Below are 18781 nucleotides of genomic sequence, written 5' to 3'. Positions count from 1 at the left end.
CCTCCGATCTGGACTTACACCGCTTTGGTATTGAGCAGACGTATCCCAAGGCCGATGAACAGCGCTCCGCTGGCACGCTTGAACCAAGCGGCGATGGTTGAGGCTTTCACCTGCTGGCCGAAGCGATACGCGGTGAAGCTATAGAACGAATGCACCACGCAGACGATCACCGCCATGCTCACGTACATCGCCGCGAACTGAGTGAGGATCGATCGGCCGGGTTCGAGGAACTGGGGCAGGAAGGCGACGAAGAACATCAGGCTTTTCGGATTGCTCGCCGAGACCAGGAACGCTTCCATGGCGATGCGCCATCGTGCCTGCGCCGCAGGCGGGGTCGGCGCAGTGGCCGACAATTTTGGCGCGTTGCGCAAGAACAACTGGCGTACACCCAGATAGATGAGGTACCCGGCACCCGCCAGCTTCAGCGCCAGGAACGCCGTGGGCAGCGAAATCAGCAAGGCGCCCACGCCCATGGCCACGGCAGTGATTGCCAACAGCTGCGCGGTGAGGTTGCCCAACAAGCTCATGCCGATGCCCGATGGGCCATGGCGCAAGGCGTTGCGCACGGTCAGCAGGACGTTGGGCCCGGGGATGAGCGAGGTGAGCAGGTAGGCGAGGGAAAAGGTGAGCCAGAGGTGCAGTGTCATGGAGCGCGTCCTGTGCGCTGGGGAAAGCTGCACGATGCCATTGTTGCGGTTCGGCCGCCATGTGAATCTGCGGGCTGACGCTCCTGCGGTGGGCGAAGGCGTCAGCCCCGGCTACGTGCCCCTACCAGAGCGCCACCGCAGCGGCTGTGACGACCCGCTTGAACACGGCAATCGCGCCATCCACATCGGCTTCACTGGTATACCGCCCGATGCTCAGACGCACGCTGCTGCGTGCCTGGCGTTCGTCGAGCCCTAGTGCCAGCAGCACATGGGAGGCCGCGTTGCTCGCCGAGTTGCACGCCGACGTACTGGACAGTGCCAGTTCGCCCGTCAGGACCAAGCTGTTGAAACCCTTGGCATCGATGCACAGGTTGAGGGTATGCGGAATGCGTTGCAGCGCGCAGCCATTGAGCGTGACCCCAGGCAAGGCCAGCAGGCCTTCGCGCAGGCGTTGGGCGAGTCGCTCCAAACGCTGGTACTCCGGCTCGCCCGGCTGGCCGGCGAGGGCGAAGGCGCTGCCCATGCCGACGATCTGGTGGGTGGCCAGGGTGCCGGAGCGCAGCCCGCGCTCGTGGCCGCCGCCATGCATCTGCGCGCGCATCACCGGACGGGCGCGAGGGCCGACGTAGAGCGCGCCGATGCCTTTGGGGCCATAGATCTTGTGGGCCGAGAACGACATCAGGTCCACGGGCTGATGTGCCAGATCGATCACCAGCTTGCCCACCGCCTGGGCCGCATCCACATGCAGCAGTGCGCCGTGTTCGCGAACCCGCGCGCCGATGTTGGCAAAGTCGGTGAGCGTGCCCAGCTCGTTGTTCACCGCCATCAGCGACACCAGCCGTGTGTCCGGGCGCAGCGCCGCCTGCACGGCGTCGGCCTGGATCAGGCCGTGAGCGTCCGGGGCCAGGCGGGTCACTGACCAACCCTGGCGCTCCAGTTCGGCGGCGGTGTCGAGCACGGCCTTGTGCTCGAGCTGGCTGGTGATCAGGTGTCCGGGATGGTCGAAGCCCTGGGCGATGCCTTTGAGGGCGAGGTTGTTGGACTCGGTGGCGCCGGAGGTCCAGACCAGGTCGTCGGCGTGCGCGCCGACCCGCTCGGCCACCTGGCGACGGGCCTGCTCCACCGCCTCGCGAGCCGCCTGGCCATGGAAGTGTCCGCTGGACGCCGGGTTGCCGAAGTTCGTCGAACGGCCAAGGCAGCCAAGCATGGCTTCGATGACCCGGTCATCGACCGGGGTGGTGGCGGCGTAGTCGAAGTAGAGCGGGGTGCTGGACATGATCGCGTGCGGGTCCGTGCGGGGACACCGCCATTCGGCGTCCATGAACAGCATGTTAGGCAGTAATGGATATGAATATTTTTCCTTATCCGTATCAAGTGGCGATTTTAATAATTTTTTTTTCTACAAAATTGCGGTTTTTTGGAAAAAACTTCTCAGGCGGGTTGCGCGTTTTCCAGCGCCTGCTGGTCCTGTACCACCACCCGTTCGCACAATTCGATGATCTGCTCGCGCATCCAGCGATTGGCCGGATCCTGGTCGGTGCTTTCATGCCAGTACAGGTGGGTTTCCAGCGCTGGCACCTCCACAGGCAAGGGCTGGTAGCGCAACTGGTGACGGCGGGCGAAGCGCTCGGGGACGGTCATCACCATGTCGGTCTGCTGCAGCACCTGCGAGGCCATCAGGTAGTGCTGCGAGCGCAGGGCGACACGGCGCTGCACGCCCATCTTGCCCAGGGCCAGGTCGACATAGCCCAGGCCGTTGCGGCGGCTGGAGATATGGATGTGGGTCATGCCCAGGTAGCTGTCGAGGGTGAGTTTGCTGTCGGCCAGCGGATGGCCGGGGCGCATGGCGCAGACGTAGTGGTCCTGCATCAGCTTGACGTGCCGCACCTGCGGGTCGGTGTTCAGCGGCGCATCGACGGCGAAGTCCAGGCGTCCGGCGGCCAGCTCCTTGGTGGTTTCGCGGCGCTTGCACAGGAAGCTCTCGATCACCAGCGCCGGAGCCAGGCGCCGCAGGCGCTGGAACAGTGGCGGCAGGATCACCGCCTCGGTCAGGTCGGTCATGCTGATACGGAAGGTCTTGCTCGCCTGCAGCGGATTGAAGATGCGACTTTCCTGCACCGAGGTGCGCAGCAGCGCCAGGGCGTTGCGCACTGGGCCGATGATGTTCTGCGCCATGGGCGTGGGCACCATGCCCTGGGCGGTGCGCACGAACAGCGGGTCGTTGAAGGTCTCGCGCAGGCGGGACAGGGCGTTGGACACCGCCGGCTGGGTGATGCCGACGATCTGCCCGGCGCGGGTCAGGTTGGCTTCGGTGTAGATGGCGTCGAAGACGATGAACAGGTTGAGGTCGACCTTGCTGAGGTTCATGGGCGCCGCTCTTTGTTGGAGTTATGGAGCGATCATATATTGGTTATGAATGTTTATACACGCAGAAAATAGACTAGGTGGATGAAGGGTGGCTGTTCTAGGCTCAGGACCATGTTCTTCATTGACTGAAGGTAGCCCCGATGGATTTCGCCTATTCGCCCAAGGTCCAGGCACTGCGCGAGCGCGTCAGCGCATTCATGGATGCATACGTCTACCCCGCCGAGCCGGTGTTCGAGCGCCAGGTCGCCGAGGGTGATCGCTGGCAGCCCACCGCGATCATGGAGGCGCTCAAGGCCAAGGCCCGTGCCGAAGGGCTGTGGAACCTGTTTCTGCCCGAGTCCGAGTATGGCGCGGGGCTGAGCAACCTCGAGTACGCGCCCCTGGCCGAAATCATGGGGCGCTCGCTGCTGGGGCCCGAGCCGTTCAACTGTTCGGCGCCGGACACCGGCAACATGGAAGTGCTGGTGCGCTACGGCAGCGAGGCGCAGAAGCGCCAGTGGCTGGAGCCGCTGCTGCGCGGCGAGATCCGTTCGGCGTTCGCCATGACCGAACCAGACGTGGCCTCCTCGGATGCCACCAACATGGCCGCCACCGCTGTGCGCGACGGCGACGAGTGGGTGATCAACGGTCGCAAGTGGTGGACCTCCGGCGCCTGCGACCCGCGTTGTAAGGTGATGATCTTCATGGGCCTGTCCAACCCCGACGGCCAACGCCACCAGCAGCACTCGATGATCCTGGTGCCCACCGAAACGCCGGGGGTGAAGATCGTTAGGCCGTTGCCGGTGTTCGGCTACGACGACGCGCCCCATGGCCATGCCGAGGTGCTGTTCGAGAATGTGCGGGTGCCTTATGACAACGTGATCCTTGGCGAGGGCCGTGGCTTCGAGATCGCCCAGGGCCGCCTCGGCCCGGGCCGGATCCACCACTGCATGCGCTCGATCGGCATGGCTGAACGCGCCCTGGAGCTGATGTGCAAACGCTCGGTGGAACGCACCGCTTTCGGCCGACCCTTGGCGCGGCTGGGGGGCAACGTCGACAAGATCGCCGACTCGCGGATGGAGATCGACATGGCGCGGCTGTTGACACTTAAGGCCGCTTACATGATGGACACCGTCGGCAACAAGGTCGCGCGCAGCGAGATCGCACAGATCAAGGTGGTGGCGCCCAACGTCGCGCTGAAGGTGATCGACCGGGCCATCCAGATTCACGGCGGGGCAGGGGTGAGCGGTGATTTCCCGCTGGCGTACATGTACGCGATGCAGCGTACCCTGCGCCTGGCCGACGGGCCGGATGAAGTGCACCGGGCGGCGATCGGCAAGTATGAGATTGGCAAGTATGTGCCGAAGGAGATGTTGCGCGGCGAGCGTTGACCGGGAGCAACCGTCACGGGGCAAGCTCGCTCCCACCGTACCGTACAGGTTTCGTGGGAGCGGGCTTGCCCCGCGATTCACTTTGGATCAGGCCGTCGCTGCCAGTTTCGCGCTCACCTGCCGACGCCGATAAGCACTGTCCCGGCTGGCCAGCCACCAGTACAGCGGCGAGGTGATCGCCAGCCCCACCAGCCACGACAGGTCGGCACCATTGATGTGTGTGGAAACCGGCCCGACGTACAGCGGTGTGTTCATGAACGGAATCTGCACCACGATGCCCACCGCGTAGGCGATCAGCGCCTGCGGGTTGTAGCGGCCGTAGATACCGCCGTCGACCTTGAAGATCGACTGGATGTCGTAGTCGCCCTTGTGGATGACATAGAAGTCGATCAGGTTGATCGCCGTCCACGGCACCAGCACCACCAGCAGTACCAGCACCATGTCGACGAAGTGGCCGATGAAGTCGGCCGAGGCGAACACCGCCACTACGCAGCAGGCGGCCAGCACGATCAGCGACAGCACGGCGCGGCTCTTGGCGGTGGGGATCCAGCGGTAGGCGAAGGTCTGCACCAGGGTGATGATCGACAGCACCGCGCCGTACAGGTTGAGGGCGTTGTGGCTGATCACGCTGAGCAGGAACAGCACCAGCATCAGCGGACCGAGGGTGCCGGTGGCCAGCTTGACCGCGTCCATGGTGTCCATGCCGGCCGGGATCGCCAGCACCGCGACGGCGCCGAAGATGAACGACAGGCTCGAACCCAGGGCCGAGCCCAGGTAGGTGGTCCAGAAGGTCGAACTCACCTTGACGTCGGCTGGCAGGTAGCGCGAGTAATCCGACACATAGGGGGCGAAGGCGATCTGCCACAGCGCCGCCAGCGACACGGTGGCCAGCCAGCCGGCCAGGTTGAAGCCGCCGCGGGTGAGGAAATCGTCGCTTTGCACGTGGCTGAAGATGTAGCCGAAGCCGACCACGATGCCGATGCCCAGCACCCAGGTGCCGATACGGTTGAGCACGTGGATGAAGCGGTAGCCAATGATGCCGATGATCCCCGAGCCCAGCGCGCCGATGACGATGCCCACCGGCACCGGCACGGCCTCGACCACGCCATGCAGCGACTTGCCGGCCAGGACGATGTTGGAAGCGAAGAAACCGATGTACATGACGCCTGCGATCACCACCACCAGCAGCGCGCCGAGCGAGCCGAACTGCGCGCGGCTCTGGATCATCTGCGGGATGCCCATCTGCGGGCCCTGGGCCGAATGCAGCGCCATCAGCACGCCGCCGACCAGGTGACCGACCAGGATGGCGACGATGCCCCACACCAGGTTGAGGTGGAACAGCTGCACGCCCAGCGCGCCAGTGACGATGGGCAAGGGCGCGATGTTGCCGCCGAACCACAGTGTGAACAGATCCCTTACCTTTCCATGGCGGTCTTGCGGCGGCACGTAGCCGATCGTGTGTTTCTCGATGAGGGGTGCCGAATTGGCTGCGCTGGTCATGACTGACTCCAAGGCAAGGTGGGGCATCGGGTGCTGCCCGGGTGCGTGCCGGCAAGGGGCGACGCGTTCTTGTTGGAGCGATGATGCGGGGCGGGCCGGGATCGAGAAATTAGTAAATATGTGCTCATGAACCTTAAAAAAACTAAGGCTGGCGGAAGGCCGCATGGGGGCTGACAGGTGCTGCTGACTGGCTTTGGCGCAGCTCTTTCAAGGTTTCGGGGTGACGAGTGAGGGGCGCAAGGTGTTCGCTGCAACGCTAACGGCGAACACCTTGAAAGGGATGGGCGTTAAGCGGGCACCATCGCAAAGCCGACGCCGAAGCGGTTCCAGGCATTGATGGTGGCGATGGCCAGCGTCAGGTTGGCTACCTTCTTTTCGCCGAAGTGTTCAAGCAGCGCCAGGTACTCATCCTGCGGCGCGCCGCGCTCGGGCAGGCGGGTCAGGCTTTCGACCCAGGCCAGCGCCGCGCGCTCGCGCGCAGTGAAGTAACGGGTCTCGCGCCAGACGCTCAGGGTCTGCAGCCGGGCCTCGGACTCGCCGGCCTTGCGCGCATCGTTGGCGTGCATGTTGACGCAGTAGGCGCAGCCATTGATCTGCGAGGCACGCAAACGGATCAGCTCCAGCAGCGAGTGCTCCAGGCCCGAGGCAATCAGTGCCTGCTCGAGGCCGACCATGGCCTTGTAGGCCTCCGGCGACTGTTTGGCCCATTCGATACGGTCATGCATGGTGTGGCTCCAGGGGGCGAGGGGAAGTGCCACCACCTTAGCGTCAGGCCGGGTCAGGCCGAATAGCCAATCGCCTGCTTTGCCAGGAGGCCAATCGCTTATTCAGATGGCCACTGGCAGGCATCCAATCTCTTCATTTCAGCCATGGTCGTCGAGCCGGGATAATGGGCCGGTCTTTAGCGGAGAACCGATTCATGTCCCACGAACGTTACATGCGCGAAGCCCTCGACCTGGCCCGCGCCAACATTCAGGCAGGTGGCCGCCCCTTCGGCGCCGTGCTGGTGTACCAGGGGCAGGTCGTCGCCCGCGCCGTCAACGAGATCCACAGCACCCAGGACCCGACCAGTCATGCCGAGCTGCAGGCCATCCGCAAGGCGGCCCAGGCACTGGGCCGCACGCGCCTGGACGGCGCCGAGATCTATGCCAGCGGGCATCCCTGCCCGATGTGCCTGGCGGCCATGCACCTGTGCGGCATCGAGCGCGCCTGGTTCGCCTACGACAATGACGAGGGCGAGCCTTACGGGCTGTCCACGGCCGCTGTCTATGCGCAGATGGCCCGCCCGCCGCAACAGCAAAGCCTGCCGCTGCGCCCGCTCAAGCCGGCCGGCGAGGATGGCCTGTACCGTGAATGGAAGCAGGCCGGCCAGGCATGAGGGCGGCATTGAACCTGTTGCTGGTGCTGCTGTTGGCACTGAACCTGCGCCCGATTCTTACCAGTATCGGCCCGTTGCTGGAGCCCATGCGCCAGAGCACCGGGCTGGGCTATCAGCAGGCGGCGCTGCTGACCGCGCTGCCGGTGCTGTGCATGGGCTTGGTGCCGCTGCTGCAACCCTGGTTGCGGCGTTGGCTGAGCGAGCACGGCGGCATGCTCGCCGGGCTCTCGGCCATCGCCCTGGCCTGCCTGTGGCGGCTGCAGCTGGACAGCGCATGGGCGCTGATCGCCAGCGCGGTGGTCGCCGGCCTTGGCGTGGCGGTGGTGCAGGGCATGATGCCGGGGCTGGTCAACCGTTGGTTCCCGACCCGCCTGGCGGCGAGCATGGGCCTGTATTCGGCGGCGCTGATGACCGGAGGTGGCCTGGCGGCGGTGCTCGGCCCATCGATCAGCGCGCACTTTGGCCATTGGCAGGTGGGCCTGGGCCTCTGGGCGTTGCCTGCGCTGCTGGCGGTGGTGGCCTGGCTCGTCCTGCGCCCGCGAGACGATGCACCCACCCTGGTCGGGGGTGGCGGCGGACACTGGTTCGGCAATCGCCGCGCCTGGCTGCTGGCCTTGTATTTCGGGCTGATCAACGGCGGCTACACCAGCATGGTGGCCTGGCTGCCGGCCTATCACCTGGAACATGGCGGCACGGCCCAGGGCGGCGGTGAACTGGTCGGCCTGATGACGATCTTCCAGGTCACCGGTGCCCTGGGGCTGCCTCTGCTGCTGCGTCGCCTGGCCGACCGCCGCCCCGGCCTGTGGTTGGCCCTGCTGATCCAGCTGGCCGGCTTTCTCGGCCTGTTGCTGGCGCCGGCCAGCGCCATGGGCCTGTGGGTGGCGATGATCGGCCTGGGCCTGGGGGCATGCTTCAGCCTGAGCCTGACGCTGACCCTGGAGCACCTGCGCACGCCGGGGGAGGCCGGCAGTCTGGCGGCCTTCGTCCAGGGCGTGGGTTTCATCGTCACCGGGATCGTGCCGTACATCACTGGTTGGTTGCGCGATGCCAGCGGCGACTTCCAGGCCTCGTGGATGCTGCTGACCTGCACGGTGCTGGCGATGTTGCTGGTGACCGCGCGTTTCGCCCCGGGCGGTTACGCCCAGGCTATCGCCCGTGGCGAGCGCCAGCCGGCGGCATCGCTCAGCTGAGCTGCTGCAGGGTGTCGCGCACGCGATCCAGCGCCGGGTCGATGTCCAGCAACTCGATGGCGCCGAAGCCCAGCACCAGCCCCGGGCGCACCGGGGCCTCGCTGAAGAACGGCGCCAGCGAGTAGAGTCCCACCTCGACCTTGCGCGCCAGGTTGATCAGCAGTTCGACATCGACCCCAGGCCTGGCCAGCGCGCTCAGGTGGAAGCCGGCACTGGCGGGCACCGCGTCGAACCAGGGGGCGAGGTCGCCGCCGAGCCGCGTCAGGATCCGCTCGCGCCGGGCGCTGTACACCTCGTGGCAGCGGCGGATGTGCTTGTTCAGGTAACCCTCGCTGATGAACCGTGCCAAGGCCCACTGGTGCAGGCTCGGGCTGTGCCAGTCGCTCAGGTGCTTGGCCACGCAGGCGGCCTGCAGCACCGCCGGGGGCAGCACCGCGTAGCCCAGGCGCAGTTCCGGCAGCAGGGTCTTGGAGAAGGTCCCTACATACGCCACCAGCCCATGCCGGTCCAGGCGCTGCAAGGCCTCGGCCGCCGGTCCCTGGTAGCGGAACTCGCAGTCGTAGTCATCCTCGATGATCAGCGCGCCGAGCTCGGCGGCCCGTGCCAGCAGCGCCTGGCGCCGCGGCTCGGCCATCGGCATGCCCAGCGGAAACTGGTGCGACGGGGTCACGTAGATCAGTCGCGTGCCGTCCTCGATCCGCTCCACGCACATACCCTGGTCGTCCACCGGCACCGATTGCAGCTGCGCGCCCAGGGCCAGGAACAGCTGGCGCGCAGGCGGGTATCCGGGGTCTTCCATGGCCACCTTGCAGCCGGGCTCGACCAGCACCCGGGTGATCAGGTCCAGGGCCTGCTGGGCGCCGTTGCACACCAGCACATCGGTGGGGCTGCACTGCACGCCGCGGGCGTAGGCGACGTGGTGAGCGATGGCCTCGCGCAACTCCGGCAGGCCCTGGGCCGCGAACTGCCGCTCGGTGTGCCGCTGGCTGCGCCGCAAGGCGTGGTTCATGCAGCTGCGCCACTGGTCGTAGGGGAACTGGGCCTTGCTCGAGGCGCCGCCGACGAAGTCGTAGCGCGAAGGCGCGTCCAGCGCGCGCCGGCCCAGCACCGTGGCGCGCTGGCGCCAGCGTTCGAGGGTGTCGGCGGCGGCCAGCGGGACGGTCTGGCGATTGCTGCTGCGAATGGGCTGGCGCGGGGCGATGAAGGTGCCGCGGCCGACCACGCCGCTGAGCAGGTTGTCGTAGGTCAGCCGGGAATAGGCTTCGGCCACGGTCTTGCGCGAGACCCCGAGTTGTTCGGCCAGCAGGCGGGTAGGCGGCAGCTGGGTGCCGGCGGCCAGGTGACCGCTGTCGATGGCGGCGCGCAGTTGCTGGTAGAGCTGCTCGGCGAGGCCTTTGCGGCCCTCGAGGCGGATATGCAGTTCCATCGGGAAGGGAGTCCGAAGCGCAAGGGATGGCAAAGCTTCGGGGTTTGGCGAAAAAGCTGCAAGGGGCGGCGGTACGGGCCACTGCCCATGCAGCCTGGCCTGGCGCAAGGCGAGAGGGCGTCAGAGCCGGGCGGTGCTGATGGTGATATAGCCTTTGTCCGGCAGGGCGATGCGGATCACCGTTTCGTCGTCGCAGGCCTTGCGCTTCTGCTTGATGCGCACGCCATCGACGGCGGCATCGCGCATGCGGGCGGGGATGGCATGACCTTTGGCGTCGAAGAACGCCTCGCTGGCGAGCAGTTCGACACGCTCTATCAGCTGGCGGGTGTGCTCGTCGGTGGCGCAGAAGAAGCGCACGCCGGACAGGTGCGGGTTGTCGTCGGGGTTGCTGACCTCATGGGCCAGCAGTTGGCGTAGCGTGTGGCACAGTTCGCGGGTGGGCATGGCTTGGCCTCGTCTGGAAGGCGTTGGCCGCGCAGGGCGGTCTTGAGGTTTCCAGGTCGGATGATCTTTTTGCCTCAGATGGGCAGCAATCAGGAAGCGTCCGTGCTTGTGGTAGGAGGCTTCCGAAGCTACAGGCAGGGGCCTGATCGTCGCCTTGATCCGTGTCAGCCCCGCCGCCGATGGCGCGATGCGGGCGGGTGCGGCACAATCCGACGCCTATCCACCTGCATTGCCGAGGTTCGCCATGCACAGCCACTTCCAGCCCGTCGATCTGGCGAAGGCCTATCGCCTGCTCAATCACGGACCGACCGTGCTGGTCTCGGCCAGTCACGAGGGGGTCGACAATGTGATGGCCGCCGCCTGGGCCTGCGCGCTGGATTTCGATCCGCCCAAGGTGACGGTGGTCCTCGACAAGACGGCCCGTACCCGCCAACTGGTGGAGGGCAGTGGCTGGTTCGTGCTGCAGGTGCCCAATGCGGCCCAGGCCAGGCTGACCTACCAGGTCGGCAGTCAGAGCCTGTTCGACCAGCCCGACAAGCTGGCGAGCATCGGGGTCGGGCTGGCCAGGGTCGAGGGTTACTCGGCGCCACTGGTCAATGGCTGCTCGGCATGGCTGATGTGCCGGGTGATCGACGAGCCGCACAACCAGCAGACCTACGACCTGTTCATCGGCGAAGTGGTCGCGGCCTGGGCCGATGACCGGGTGTTCCGTGACGGGCATTGGGCGTACGAGCATGCCGACCCGGCGTGGCGCAGCCTGCATTACGTGGCAGGCGGGCATTTCTACGCGATTGGCGAGCCGTTGGTGATCGGGCAGCAAGGCTGATGATGGCAAGCCCACCACAGGTCGCGGCTGGATCCAGCATTCAGGCGCAGAGTTTCACAGGGCATCCGCTGCTGCCCTGGCCACCTGGGCATCCTGCTCCGGCTTGACCCCGGATACGCCGATCGCCCCGATCACCTGGCCATCCACCCGCAATGGCACACCGCCTTCGAGGCTGGTCAGCAGCGGCGCGGTGACGAACGCCGTGCGCCCGCCGTTGACCATCTGCTCGTAATCCCGCGTTTCGCGTCGGCCCAGGGCGGCGCTGCGGGCTTTCTCCAGGGCGATATAGGCACTGGCCGGCGCACAACCATCCATGCGCTCCAGGGCCAGCGGGTGGCCACCGTCGTCGACCACCGCGATGGTCACCGACCACTGTCCGGCCAGGGCCTGCCGGCGGGCGGTGTCGAGCAACCGTGCGATGTCCTCCTGGTTCAGAACTGGCTTGCTATGCATGCGAGGTCTCCGTTTCCAGTGCCGCTTCGACGATTTCGATCCAGTGCCGCACCGGTGTCCTTCCTGCGCCGCCGAGGTGCAGCTGGCAGCCGATGTTGGCGGTGGCGATGACTTGCGGGCGGTCACTTTCCAGCGCCGCCAGGCGGTTGTCGCGTAACTGGCGTGACAGTTCGGGCTGGGTCAGTGAATAGGTGCCCGCGGAGCCGCAGCACAAGTGGCCATCGGGCACGGCCGTGAGGTGAAAGCCCAGCCGGGTCAGCAGCGCTTCCACCGCACCGCCGAGCTTGAGCGCGTGCTGCAGGGTGCAAGGGCAGTGGAAGGCCAGGCGCTGTTCGGCGCACACCCCGAGCCGGTCAAGGGGTTCGGCCTGAAGGACCTGGACCAGGTCACGGGAAAGCGCGCTGACGCGCGCGGCCTTGGCGGCGTAGCGCGGGTCGTTTTGCAGCAGGTGGCCATAGTCGCGCACGAACGCGCCGCAGCCGCTGGCTGTCTGCACGATGGCCTCGGCGCCGGCTTCGATCGCTGGCCACCAGGCATCGATAGTGTGCCGGGCGCGCTGGAGCCCTTGTTGCTGGGCGTCCAGGTGATAGTCGACGGCGCCGCAGCAACCGACCTCGCGAATCGGCTCGACGCTGATGCCCAGGCGGTCGAGCAGGCGCGTGGCGGCGGCATTGGTGTTGGGCGACAGCGCTTGCTGCACGCAGCCTTCGAGCAGCAGCACGCGGCGGGCATGGCGCGGCGCGGGGCGCTGGCCCGGCGCCGGCACCTGGGCGGGCAGCTTGCCCTTGAGGCCGGCCGGCAGCACCGGGCGCAGTGCCAGCCCGGCGTGGACCAGGGCCTTGAACGCGGCGGGACGGGGTACCAGGGCGCGCAAGCCGTTGCGCAGCAGGCGCTGGTTCAGCGGGCGTCGAACCTGCTGGTCGACCACGGCGCGGCCTATGTCGAGCAGGTCGTGGTACTTGACCCCTGATGGACAGGTGGTTTCGCAGTTGCGACAGCTCAGGCAGCGATCCAGATGCAGTTGCGTGCTGGCCGTGACCGGTTCGCCCTCGAGCACCTGCTTGATCAGGTAGATGCGCCCCCGCGGCCCGTCCAGCTCATCGCCGAGCAACTGGTAGGTGGGGCAGGTGGCGGTGCAGAAGCCGCAGTGCACGCAGCTGCGCAGGATGCGCTCGGCCTCTTCGCCGCGGGCGAGCTGACGGGCGGACGCGCTGAGATGGGTTTGCATGGTCGGGCCTCACAGATCGGCGTACAGGCGGCCAGGGTTGAAGATGCCCCGGGGATCCAGCTGGCTTTTCAGCGCCTGGTGGTAGCGCAGCAATGCCGGGGTCAGTGGCGCCCAGCTGTGGTCGCCGGGGATGTAGCAGGTGGCATGGCCGCCGACTTTCGCGATCTGCTCGCGCAGGGCCTGTGGTGGCGCGTCGGACTTGAGCCAGCGTTGGGCGCCGCCCCAGTCGAGCAATTGGCGGCCCGGCAGGTCCAGCGCGCCTGTGGCATTGGTCAATGACAGGCGCCACAACGGTGCTGGGTCGGCGAAGAACGCCAGGCGTTGCTCGCGCAGGTCGCTCCAGAACCGGTTGTCCAGCGAATCGCCTCCCAGCCGTTCGCTGGCCGAGCGCACCGACCCTTCGCCGCCCTCGAGGCGCAGGTACAAGGCCTCGCCATCGTGGCATGCGGCACTGATCGGCAGCGGTTGCTGGCCCCACTCGGCCAGCGCGGCCAGGGCTCGCTGGCCGTCCAGTTCCAGGCGCAGGCTCCGGCACTGGCGCGGCCGTGGCAGGACCTTCAGCGACACCTCGGTCAGCAGCCCCAGGCAGCCGAAGCTGCCGGCCATCAGCCGCGACACGTCGTAACCGGCGACGTTCTTCATCACCTCGCCGCCGAAGCGCAGCAATTTGCCGTGGCCGGTGATCAGCCGCGTGCCGAGCACATAGTCGCGCACCGCGCCGGCCCACGGCCGGCGCGGCCCGGACAGGCCGGCGGCGAGCATGCCGCCGAGCGTCGCCCCGGCGCCCAGGTGTGGGGGCTCGCAGGGCAGCATCTGGCCGGCCTCGTGCAGGGTCGCTTCGATCTCCGCCAGCGGCGTGCCGGCCCGGGCGGTGAGCACCAGCTCGCTCGGCTCGTAGCTGACGATGCCGCGATGGCCTCGGGTATCGATGATCTCGCCGGCCACCGGGCGCCCGAGCATGGCCTTGGTGTCGCCGCCCTGGATGCGCAGTGGCGTGCCCTGGTCCAGCGCCTGGTTGACCTGTTCCAGCAGGTTCAGGCTGAGGTCGGTGTTCATCAGAAGCGCTCCAGGTCGGGGAACGGCAATTGCCCGTGATGCACATGCAGGGCGCCGAACTCGGCGCAGCGGTGCAGGGTGGGGATATTCTTGCCGGGATTGAGCAGGCCCCGCGGGTCGAAAGCGGCCTTGACCGCATGGAACAGGGTGATCTCATCGTTGTTGAACTGGGCGCACATCTGGTTGATCTTCTCCCGGCCCACGCCGTGCTCGCCGGTGATGCTGCCGCCCACCGCCACGCACAGTTCCAGGATCTTGCCGCCGATGGCCTCGGCGCGCTCCAGTTCGCCGGGCAGGTTGGCGTCGAACAGGATCAGCGGGTGCATGTTGCCGTCGCCGGCGTGGAATACGTTGGCCACGCGCAGGCCGTACTGCTCGGAGAGTTCGCCGATGCCCTTGAGTACCCGCGGCAGTTCGCGGCGCGGGATGGTGCCGTCCATGCAGTAGTAGTCTGGCGAGAGGCGCCCCACCGCTGGAAAGGCATTCTTGCGCCCGGCCCAGAAGCGCGTCCGCTCGGCCTCGTCGCAGGCCAGGCGCACGTCGCGGGCGCCGGCCTGGCGCAGCAGCGCGTCGACGCGCAGGCAATCGTCCTGCACATCGGCTTCGACGCCATCGAGTTCGCACAGCAGGATCGCCGCGGCATCCACCGGGTAGCCGGCGTGGATGAAGTCCTCGGCGGCGCGGATCGCCAGGTTGTCCATCATCTCCAGGCCGCCGGGGATGATGCCGGCGGCGATGATCTCGGCCACCGCCCGCCCGGCGTGCTCGACGCTGTCGAAACTGGCCAGCAGCACCCGCGCCACCTGTGGCCTGGGCAGCAGCTTGACGGTCACCTCGGTGACGATCCCGAGCATGCCTTCGGAGCCGGTGAACAGCGCCAGCAGGTCGAAGCCCGGGCTGTCCAGGGCGTCGCTGCCCAGCGCCAGGTGTTCGCTCTCGACGGTGAGGATGTCCACCTTGAGCAGGTTGTGCACGGTCAGGCCGTACTTGAGGCAGTGCACGCCGCCGGCGTTCTCGGCGACATTGCCACCGATCGAGCAGGCGATCTGCGAGGACGGGTCCGGCGCGTAGTACAGGCCGTGGGGCGCCGCTGCCTGGGAGATCGCCAGGTTGCGCACACCGGGTTGCACGCGGGCGTAGCGGCCTTGCGGGTTGACCTCGAGGATGCGGTTGAAGCGGGCCATCACCAGCAGGATGCCCTGGCTCAGCGGCAGGGCACCGCCGGACAGGCCGGTGCCGGCCCCCCGCGCCACCACCGGCACGCCGCGCTGATGACAGAGCTTGAGCAGCGCCTGCACCTGTTCCAGGCGCTCGGGCAGCACCACCAGCAGCGGCACCGTGCGGTAGGCCGAGAGACCGTCGCATTCGTAGGGTTTGAGGTCTTCGCCGCGGTGCAGGATGTCGAGGTCGGGGAGGGCGGCGCGCAGGGCCGCCAGCAGCTCGGCCTTGTCGACGGCGGGAAGCGGGCCATCGACGCGTTCGTCGTAGAGGATGTTCATGAGGCTCACCCGGCGATTCTTGTTGTTGTTCCCTGCAGGCTGGGCGGCACGGGGATGTTCGTCGAGTGGTTTGCAGACTGGTCCTACCAGTTTGTTCGATACGTACTAGGCTAGCTGTGGTCTTGGCGTGCGGCTCGAGTGGAGTCATGCGCAGTGGTCCTACCAGTGGGAGGCAGTGAATGAGCGCAAGGGTCAAGGTGGCCGACCAGGTGGCCGGGCGGGTCGAAAAGCTGATCGTCGATGGCGTGCTCAAGGTCGGGCAGGCACTGCCTTCGGAGCGGCGTCTGGTGGACAAGCTCGGCTGCTCGCGTTCGGCCTTGCGCGAAGGCCTGCGCATTTTGCGCGGGCGCGGCATCATCGACACCGAGCAGGGCCGCGGCTCGTTCGTCGCCGAGCTCAGCGGCCAGGGTGACGCCAGCCCGCTGATGCACCTGTTCCGTTCGCAGCCACGCACCTTGTTCGACCTGCTCGAAGTGCGGGCGATGCTGGAGGGCGAGTCCGCGCGCCTGGCCGCGGTGCGCGCCACCGAGGTCGACCGCCTGCTGATCCGGCGGCGCTACGAGGAGATGCTGTCTGCCCATGACGACGGCGTGCCCGTCGACGCGCGGGAGCACGCCCGGCGCGACCACGCCTTCCACCGGGCCATCAGCGAGGCGTCGCACAATCCGGTGCTGGTGCATACCCTGCAATCGCTCAGCGACCTGACCCTCAGCAGCGTGTTCGCATCGGTCAACAACCTCTACTGCCGGCCTGCGCAGAAGCGCCAGATCGATCGCCAGCACGCGCGCCTGTACCAGGCGGTGATGGAGCAGCTACCGGAGCAGGCCCAGCGCGCGGCGCGTGACCACATCCATGGCGTGCGCGACAGCCTGCGCGAGATCGAGCAGGAGCAGCAGCGGCTGGTGCGGGCGACGATGCGCATGGAGGGTTGGGGCTAGCGCCTGGCGTGGTCAGCGGATGAAGTGCACCTTGCCGGTGTCGTCGTTGCCCATGTAGATGCCATAGACCCCGGCTTGGCGTTCCAGGATGTAGCGCTCGAGGATCTGCCGGATCGCCGGGTAGTAGATCTCGTCCCAGGGAATCTCGTCCGCCGCGAAGAACCGATAGGCCTGGGTTTCCGGGCCATGCTCCCCGGTCTCTTCGGTGGCGATGGCGCGGAACACGATGTACACCTCGCTGATGGTCGGCACGCTGAAGATCGAGTAGGGCGAGACGATCTCGGCGCGCACCCCGCTTTCTTCCCAGACTTCGCGCAGGGCGGCCTGCTCGGTGGTTTCGCCGGCCTCCATGAAGCCTGCCGGCAGGGTCCAGGTGCCGGGGCGCGGCGGGATCGCGCGTTGGCACAGCAGGTACTTGCCGTCGCGCTCGATGATGCAGCCGGCGATGATCTTCGGGTTGACGTAATGCACGTAACCACAGCCGGTGCAGTGCAGGCGTTCGTGGGTATCGCCGCCGGGGATGCCCCGGGCCAGTTCCGTGGTGCAGTGCGGGCAGTAGCGCGGGGCGGCGGGCATGGTCAGCGGCCTATGCGAGGGTCCTTGAGGGGCAGGGGCTCGACGATTTCGCGGACCTTGGCGTTGTCGTCCTGCTTCTGGCGCAGGTAGTCCAGGGCGACCTTGGCGGCGGCGCGCACATGGTCGACCGAGGCCTGGTGGGCGGCCTGCGGGTTGCCGCTCTTGATCGCCTCGACGATCCTTTCCATTTCACGGTTGCTGGCGCCACGGCGGTTCTCCTGGGACACCGAGGTGGCGCGCAGGTAGCTGATGCGCGCCTGCAACTGGCGCAGCTGCTGGGCGGCGACCTGGTTGCCCGAGCCTTCGAGCAGCACGTCGTAGAAACCCTGCACCGAGTCGAGCACCTGGGCCAGCTCGCCTTCCTCCAGCGCCTCGCGATTGACCTCGAGCGCGCGTTCGAGGGCGCGGATGTCCTTGGCCTTGGCATTGAGGGTGAACAGCTGGACGATCAGGCCTTCGAGCACGCAGCGCAGCTCGTAGATGTCGCGGGCGTCTTCCAGGGTGATGATGGCCACGCGCGGGCCCTTGGCGTCGGCGAACTCGACCAGGCCTTCGGACTCCAGGTGGCGCAGGGCTTCGCGCACCGAGGTGCGGCTCACGCCGAGGCGGTCGCAGAGGTCGCGCTCGACCAGGCGATCGCCTGGCAGCAGGTGGAAGTTCATGATCGCGCCGCGCAGTTTGTCGAGCACGATTTCACGGAGCGTGACGGGGTTGCGGTTGACCTTGAAGCTGTCGTCGAGGGGCTGGCGTTTCATCAGGTGCGCTCTTTATGAGGCTGTTGCGCCAACATCGCGAAGCACCACGAACCGTGGCACTCCTTGCAGTGGTTCGAACAGCCCGCGGTTAACGGGTGGGCTCAGCGTCGGCGTCGGCGAAGGCCTCGCGGGCCAGGCGGAAGCTGTCCACCGCCGCGGGCACGCCGCAGTAAATGCCGACTTGCAGCAGGATCTCGCGAATCTGTTCGCGGCTCAGGCCATTACGCAGGGCGCCGCGGATGTGCAGCTTGAGTTCGTGGGGCCGGTTGAGCGCGGAAATCATCGCCAAGTTTATCATGCTGCGCTCTTTGAGCGACAAGCCCTCGCGGCCCCAGACGTGGCCCCAGCAGTACTCGGTGACCAGCTCCTGGAGCGGTCGGGTGAAGTCGTCGGCGCTCTGGATCGAGCGGCTGACGTAATCCTCGCCGAGCACCTGGGTGCGGATCTGCAGGCCTTTCTCGTATTTCTCGTTGCTCATGGGGCGGATTCCTGCGTGGGTGAAGAAAAACGGGGGCCGTGACCGAGGGTGAGGGAGTGGGGTAGCACGGCACCCGGAAACCTGGGATATCGGTGTTGTGTTCTTCGCGGGTTTGCCCGCGAAGAGGCCCGCGCCGATATCCGGCCGGGCATCAGCCCAGCGGCGGCAACCCGCCGAGCTTGCCCTTGTGGTACACCATCGGCGTCACCGGCTGCTCGGGCAGCACCAGGTTTCTCACCTGGCCGACGATGATCGCGTGATCACCGCCGTCGTACTCGCGCCACAGCTCGCACTCGATGATCGCCGTGGCCCTGGCCAGCAGCGGGTTGCCCAGCTCGCTCAGGTGCCAGTCGATGCCTCTGGCCTTGTCCTTGCCCTTGCCGGCGAAGGCATAGGCCTCGGCGGTCTGGTCGGCGGACAGCAGGTGGATGGCGAACTGCTTGCTGTCCCGCAGGATCGGGTAGGTGTCGGAGGCGTAGTTGGGACAGAACAGCACCAGCGCCGGCTCGATCGACAGCGCGCTGAAAGCGCTGGCGGTGATGCCGACGATGCCGCCGTCGGCGTCCAGGGTGGTGACCACGGTGACGCCGGACGGGAAGGAGCCCATCACGTCTTTGTAGATGCCGGGTTCGATCATTGCTGTGTCACCT

The 18781-nt window shown here is 67.0% G+C and carries 20 protein-coding genes; 5 read left to right on the top strand and 15 right to left on the bottom strand.

All coding sequences use genetic code 11. The annotated features are described in order from the left end of the window. Nucleotides 1-14: 14 nt before the first annotated feature. The 3 genes from N7422_RS16715 to N7422_RS16705 all read right to left on the bottom strand — a co-directional run bounded on the left by N7422_RS16715 (nt 15) and on the right by N7422_RS16705 (nt 3014). Nucleotides 15-647, bottom strand: a complete 633-nt coding sequence (locus tag N7422_RS16715; protein WP_279807567.1) for a LysE family translocator — start codon at nt 645-647, stop codon at nt 15-17. 121 nt (nt 648-768) lie between these two features. Next, nucleotides 769-1923 (bottom strand): aminotransferase class V-fold PLP-dependent enzyme, encoded by a 1155-nt coding sequence (locus N7422_RS16710; RefSeq protein WP_279807566.1) that lies wholly within the window; start codon nt 1921-1923, stop codon nt 769-771. Between the two features lie 155 nt (nt 1924-2078). Then, nucleotides 2079-3014 carry a LysR family transcriptional regulator gene (locus N7422_RS16705; RefSeq protein WP_279807565.1) on the bottom strand — a complete coding sequence of 312 codons (936 nt, stop codon included), beginning with the start codon at nt 3012-3014 and terminating at the stop codon, nt 2079-2081. A 140-nt stretch (nt 3015-3154) separates the two neighbouring features. Between N7422_RS16705 and N7422_RS16700 the strand changes: the two genes are divergently transcribed. After that, complete coding sequence (locus N7422_RS16700) at nt 3155-4384, top strand: acyl-CoA dehydrogenase (protein ID WP_279807564.1); 1230 nt, start codon at nt 3155-3157, stop codon at nt 4382-4384. Nucleotides 4385-4471: 87 nt separating this feature from the next. Here the strand turns inward: N7422_RS16700 and N7422_RS16695 are convergent, their stop codons facing one another. After that, a complete protein-coding gene (locus tag N7422_RS16695) occupies nt 4472-5884 on the bottom strand; it encodes a cytosine permease (RefSeq protein WP_279807563.1) in 1413 nt (470 codons plus the stop codon). Nucleotides 5885-6171: 287 nt separating this feature from the next. Then, entirely contained in the window at nt 6172-6609 is a 438-nt protein-coding gene (locus tag N7422_RS16690; protein WP_279807562.1) for a carboxymuconolactone decarboxylase family protein, read from the bottom strand. A gap of 194 nt (nt 6610-6803) precedes the next feature. Between N7422_RS16690 and N7422_RS16685 the strand changes: the two genes are divergently transcribed. After that, a complete protein-coding gene (locus tag N7422_RS16685) occupies nt 6804-7262 on the top strand; it encodes a nucleoside deaminase (RefSeq protein WP_279807561.1) in 459 nt (152 codons plus the stop codon). After that, nucleotides 7259-8452 (top strand): cyanate transporter, encoded by a 1194-nt coding sequence (locus N7422_RS16680; protein ID WP_279807559.1) that lies wholly within the window; start codon nt 7259-7261, stop codon nt 8450-8452. The genes N7422_RS16685 and N7422_RS16680 overlap by 4 nt, the downstream gene beginning before the upstream one ends. On the opposite strand, the gene N7422_RS16675 is transcribed toward N7422_RS16680, so the two are convergent. Beyond that, on the bottom strand, nt 8445-9878 hold the full coding sequence (locus tag N7422_RS16675) for a PLP-dependent aminotransferase family protein (RefSeq protein ID WP_279807558.1): 1434 nt from the start codon (nt 9876-9878) through the stop codon (nt 8445-8447). The genes N7422_RS16680 and N7422_RS16675 overlap by 8 nt on opposite strands. Before the next feature lie 120 nt (nt 9879-9998). Beyond that, nucleotides 9999-10322, bottom strand: coding sequence for a hypothetical protein (locus tag N7422_RS16670; RefSeq protein WP_279807557.1), 324 nt, complete (start codon nt 10320-10322; stop codon nt 9999-10001). A 244-nt stretch (nt 10323-10566) separates the two neighbouring features. Here N7422_RS16670 and N7422_RS16665 point away from each other — a divergent pair, with 244 nt between their 5' ends. Beyond that, nucleotides 10567-11148: a flavin reductase family protein gene (locus N7422_RS16665; RefSeq protein WP_279807556.1), complete on the top strand. Its 582-nt coding sequence runs from the start codon at nt 10567-10569 to the stop codon at nt 11146-11148. 54 nt (nt 11149-11202) lie between these two features. Here the strand turns inward: N7422_RS16665 and N7422_RS16660 are convergent, their stop codons facing one another. Genes N7422_RS16660 through glcD form a run of 4 tightly spaced genes read right to left on the bottom strand, consistent with a single transcriptional unit; the run spans nt 11203 to nt 15384 of the window. Continuing rightward, nucleotides 11203-11601 carry a heme-binding protein gene (locus N7422_RS16660; RefSeq protein ID WP_279807555.1) on the bottom strand — a complete coding sequence of 133 codons (399 nt, stop codon included), beginning with the start codon at nt 11599-11601 and terminating at the stop codon, nt 11203-11205. After that, nucleotides 11594-12829: a glycolate oxidase subunit GlcF gene (glcF, locus tag N7422_RS16655; RefSeq protein ID WP_279807554.1), complete on the bottom strand. Its 1236-nt coding sequence runs from the start codon at nt 12827-12829 to the stop codon at nt 11594-11596. The genes N7422_RS16660 and glcF overlap by 8 nt, the downstream gene beginning before the upstream one ends. Before the next feature lie 9 nt (nt 12830-12838). Further along, a complete protein-coding gene (gene glcE, locus N7422_RS16650; RefSeq protein ID WP_279807553.1) occupies nt 12839-13885 on the bottom strand; it encodes a glycolate oxidase subunit GlcE in 1047 nt (348 codons plus the stop codon). Continuing rightward, complete coding sequence (gene glcD, locus N7422_RS16645) at nt 13885-15384, bottom strand: glycolate oxidase subunit GlcD (protein WP_279807552.1); 1500 nt, start codon at nt 15382-15384, stop codon at nt 13885-13887. Before glcD ends, glcE begins: the two co-directional genes overlap by 1 nt. A gap of 179 nt (nt 15385-15563) precedes the next feature. Between glcD and glcC the strand changes: the two genes are divergently transcribed. Continuing rightward, nucleotides 15564-16322 carry a transcriptional regulator GlcC gene (gene glcC, locus N7422_RS16640; RefSeq protein WP_279807551.1) on the top strand — a complete coding sequence of 253 codons (759 nt, stop codon included), beginning with the start codon at nt 15564-15566 and terminating at the stop codon, nt 16320-16322. A 12-nt stretch (nt 16323-16334) separates the two neighbouring features. Here the strand turns inward: glcC and N7422_RS16635 are convergent, their stop codons facing one another. From N7422_RS16635 to N7422_RS16620, 4 genes are all read right to left on the bottom strand, one after another. Next, nucleotides 16335-16898, bottom strand: coding sequence for an NUDIX hydrolase (locus N7422_RS16635; RefSeq protein ID WP_279807550.1), 564 nt, complete (start codon nt 16896-16898; stop codon nt 16335-16337). Nucleotides 16899-16900: 2 nt separating this feature from the next. Beyond that, nucleotides 16901-17653 (bottom strand): GntR family transcriptional regulator, encoded by a 753-nt coding sequence (locus tag N7422_RS16630; RefSeq protein WP_279807549.1) that lies wholly within the window; start codon nt 17651-17653, stop codon nt 16901-16903. 88 nt (nt 17654-17741) lie between these two features. After that, entirely contained in the window at nt 17742-18131 is a 390-nt protein-coding gene (locus tag N7422_RS16625) for a carboxymuconolactone decarboxylase family protein (protein WP_279807548.1), read from the bottom strand. A 151-nt stretch (nt 18132-18282) separates the two neighbouring features. After that, complete coding sequence (locus N7422_RS16620) at nt 18283-18768, bottom strand: flavin reductase family protein (RefSeq protein WP_279807547.1); 486 nt, start codon at nt 18766-18768, stop codon at nt 18283-18285. Nucleotides 18769-18781: the final 13 nt, after the last annotated feature.

Origin of the sequence: Pseudomonas sp. GD04091 (assembly GCF_029836165.1) — a bacterium.
Taxonomy (GTDB): Bacteria; Pseudomonadota; Gammaproteobacteria; order Pseudomonadales; family Pseudomonadaceae; genus Aquipseudomonas.
The sequence above is the reverse complement of the archived record's forward strand: the minus strand, read 5'-3'. Positions and strand labels throughout refer to the sequence as shown.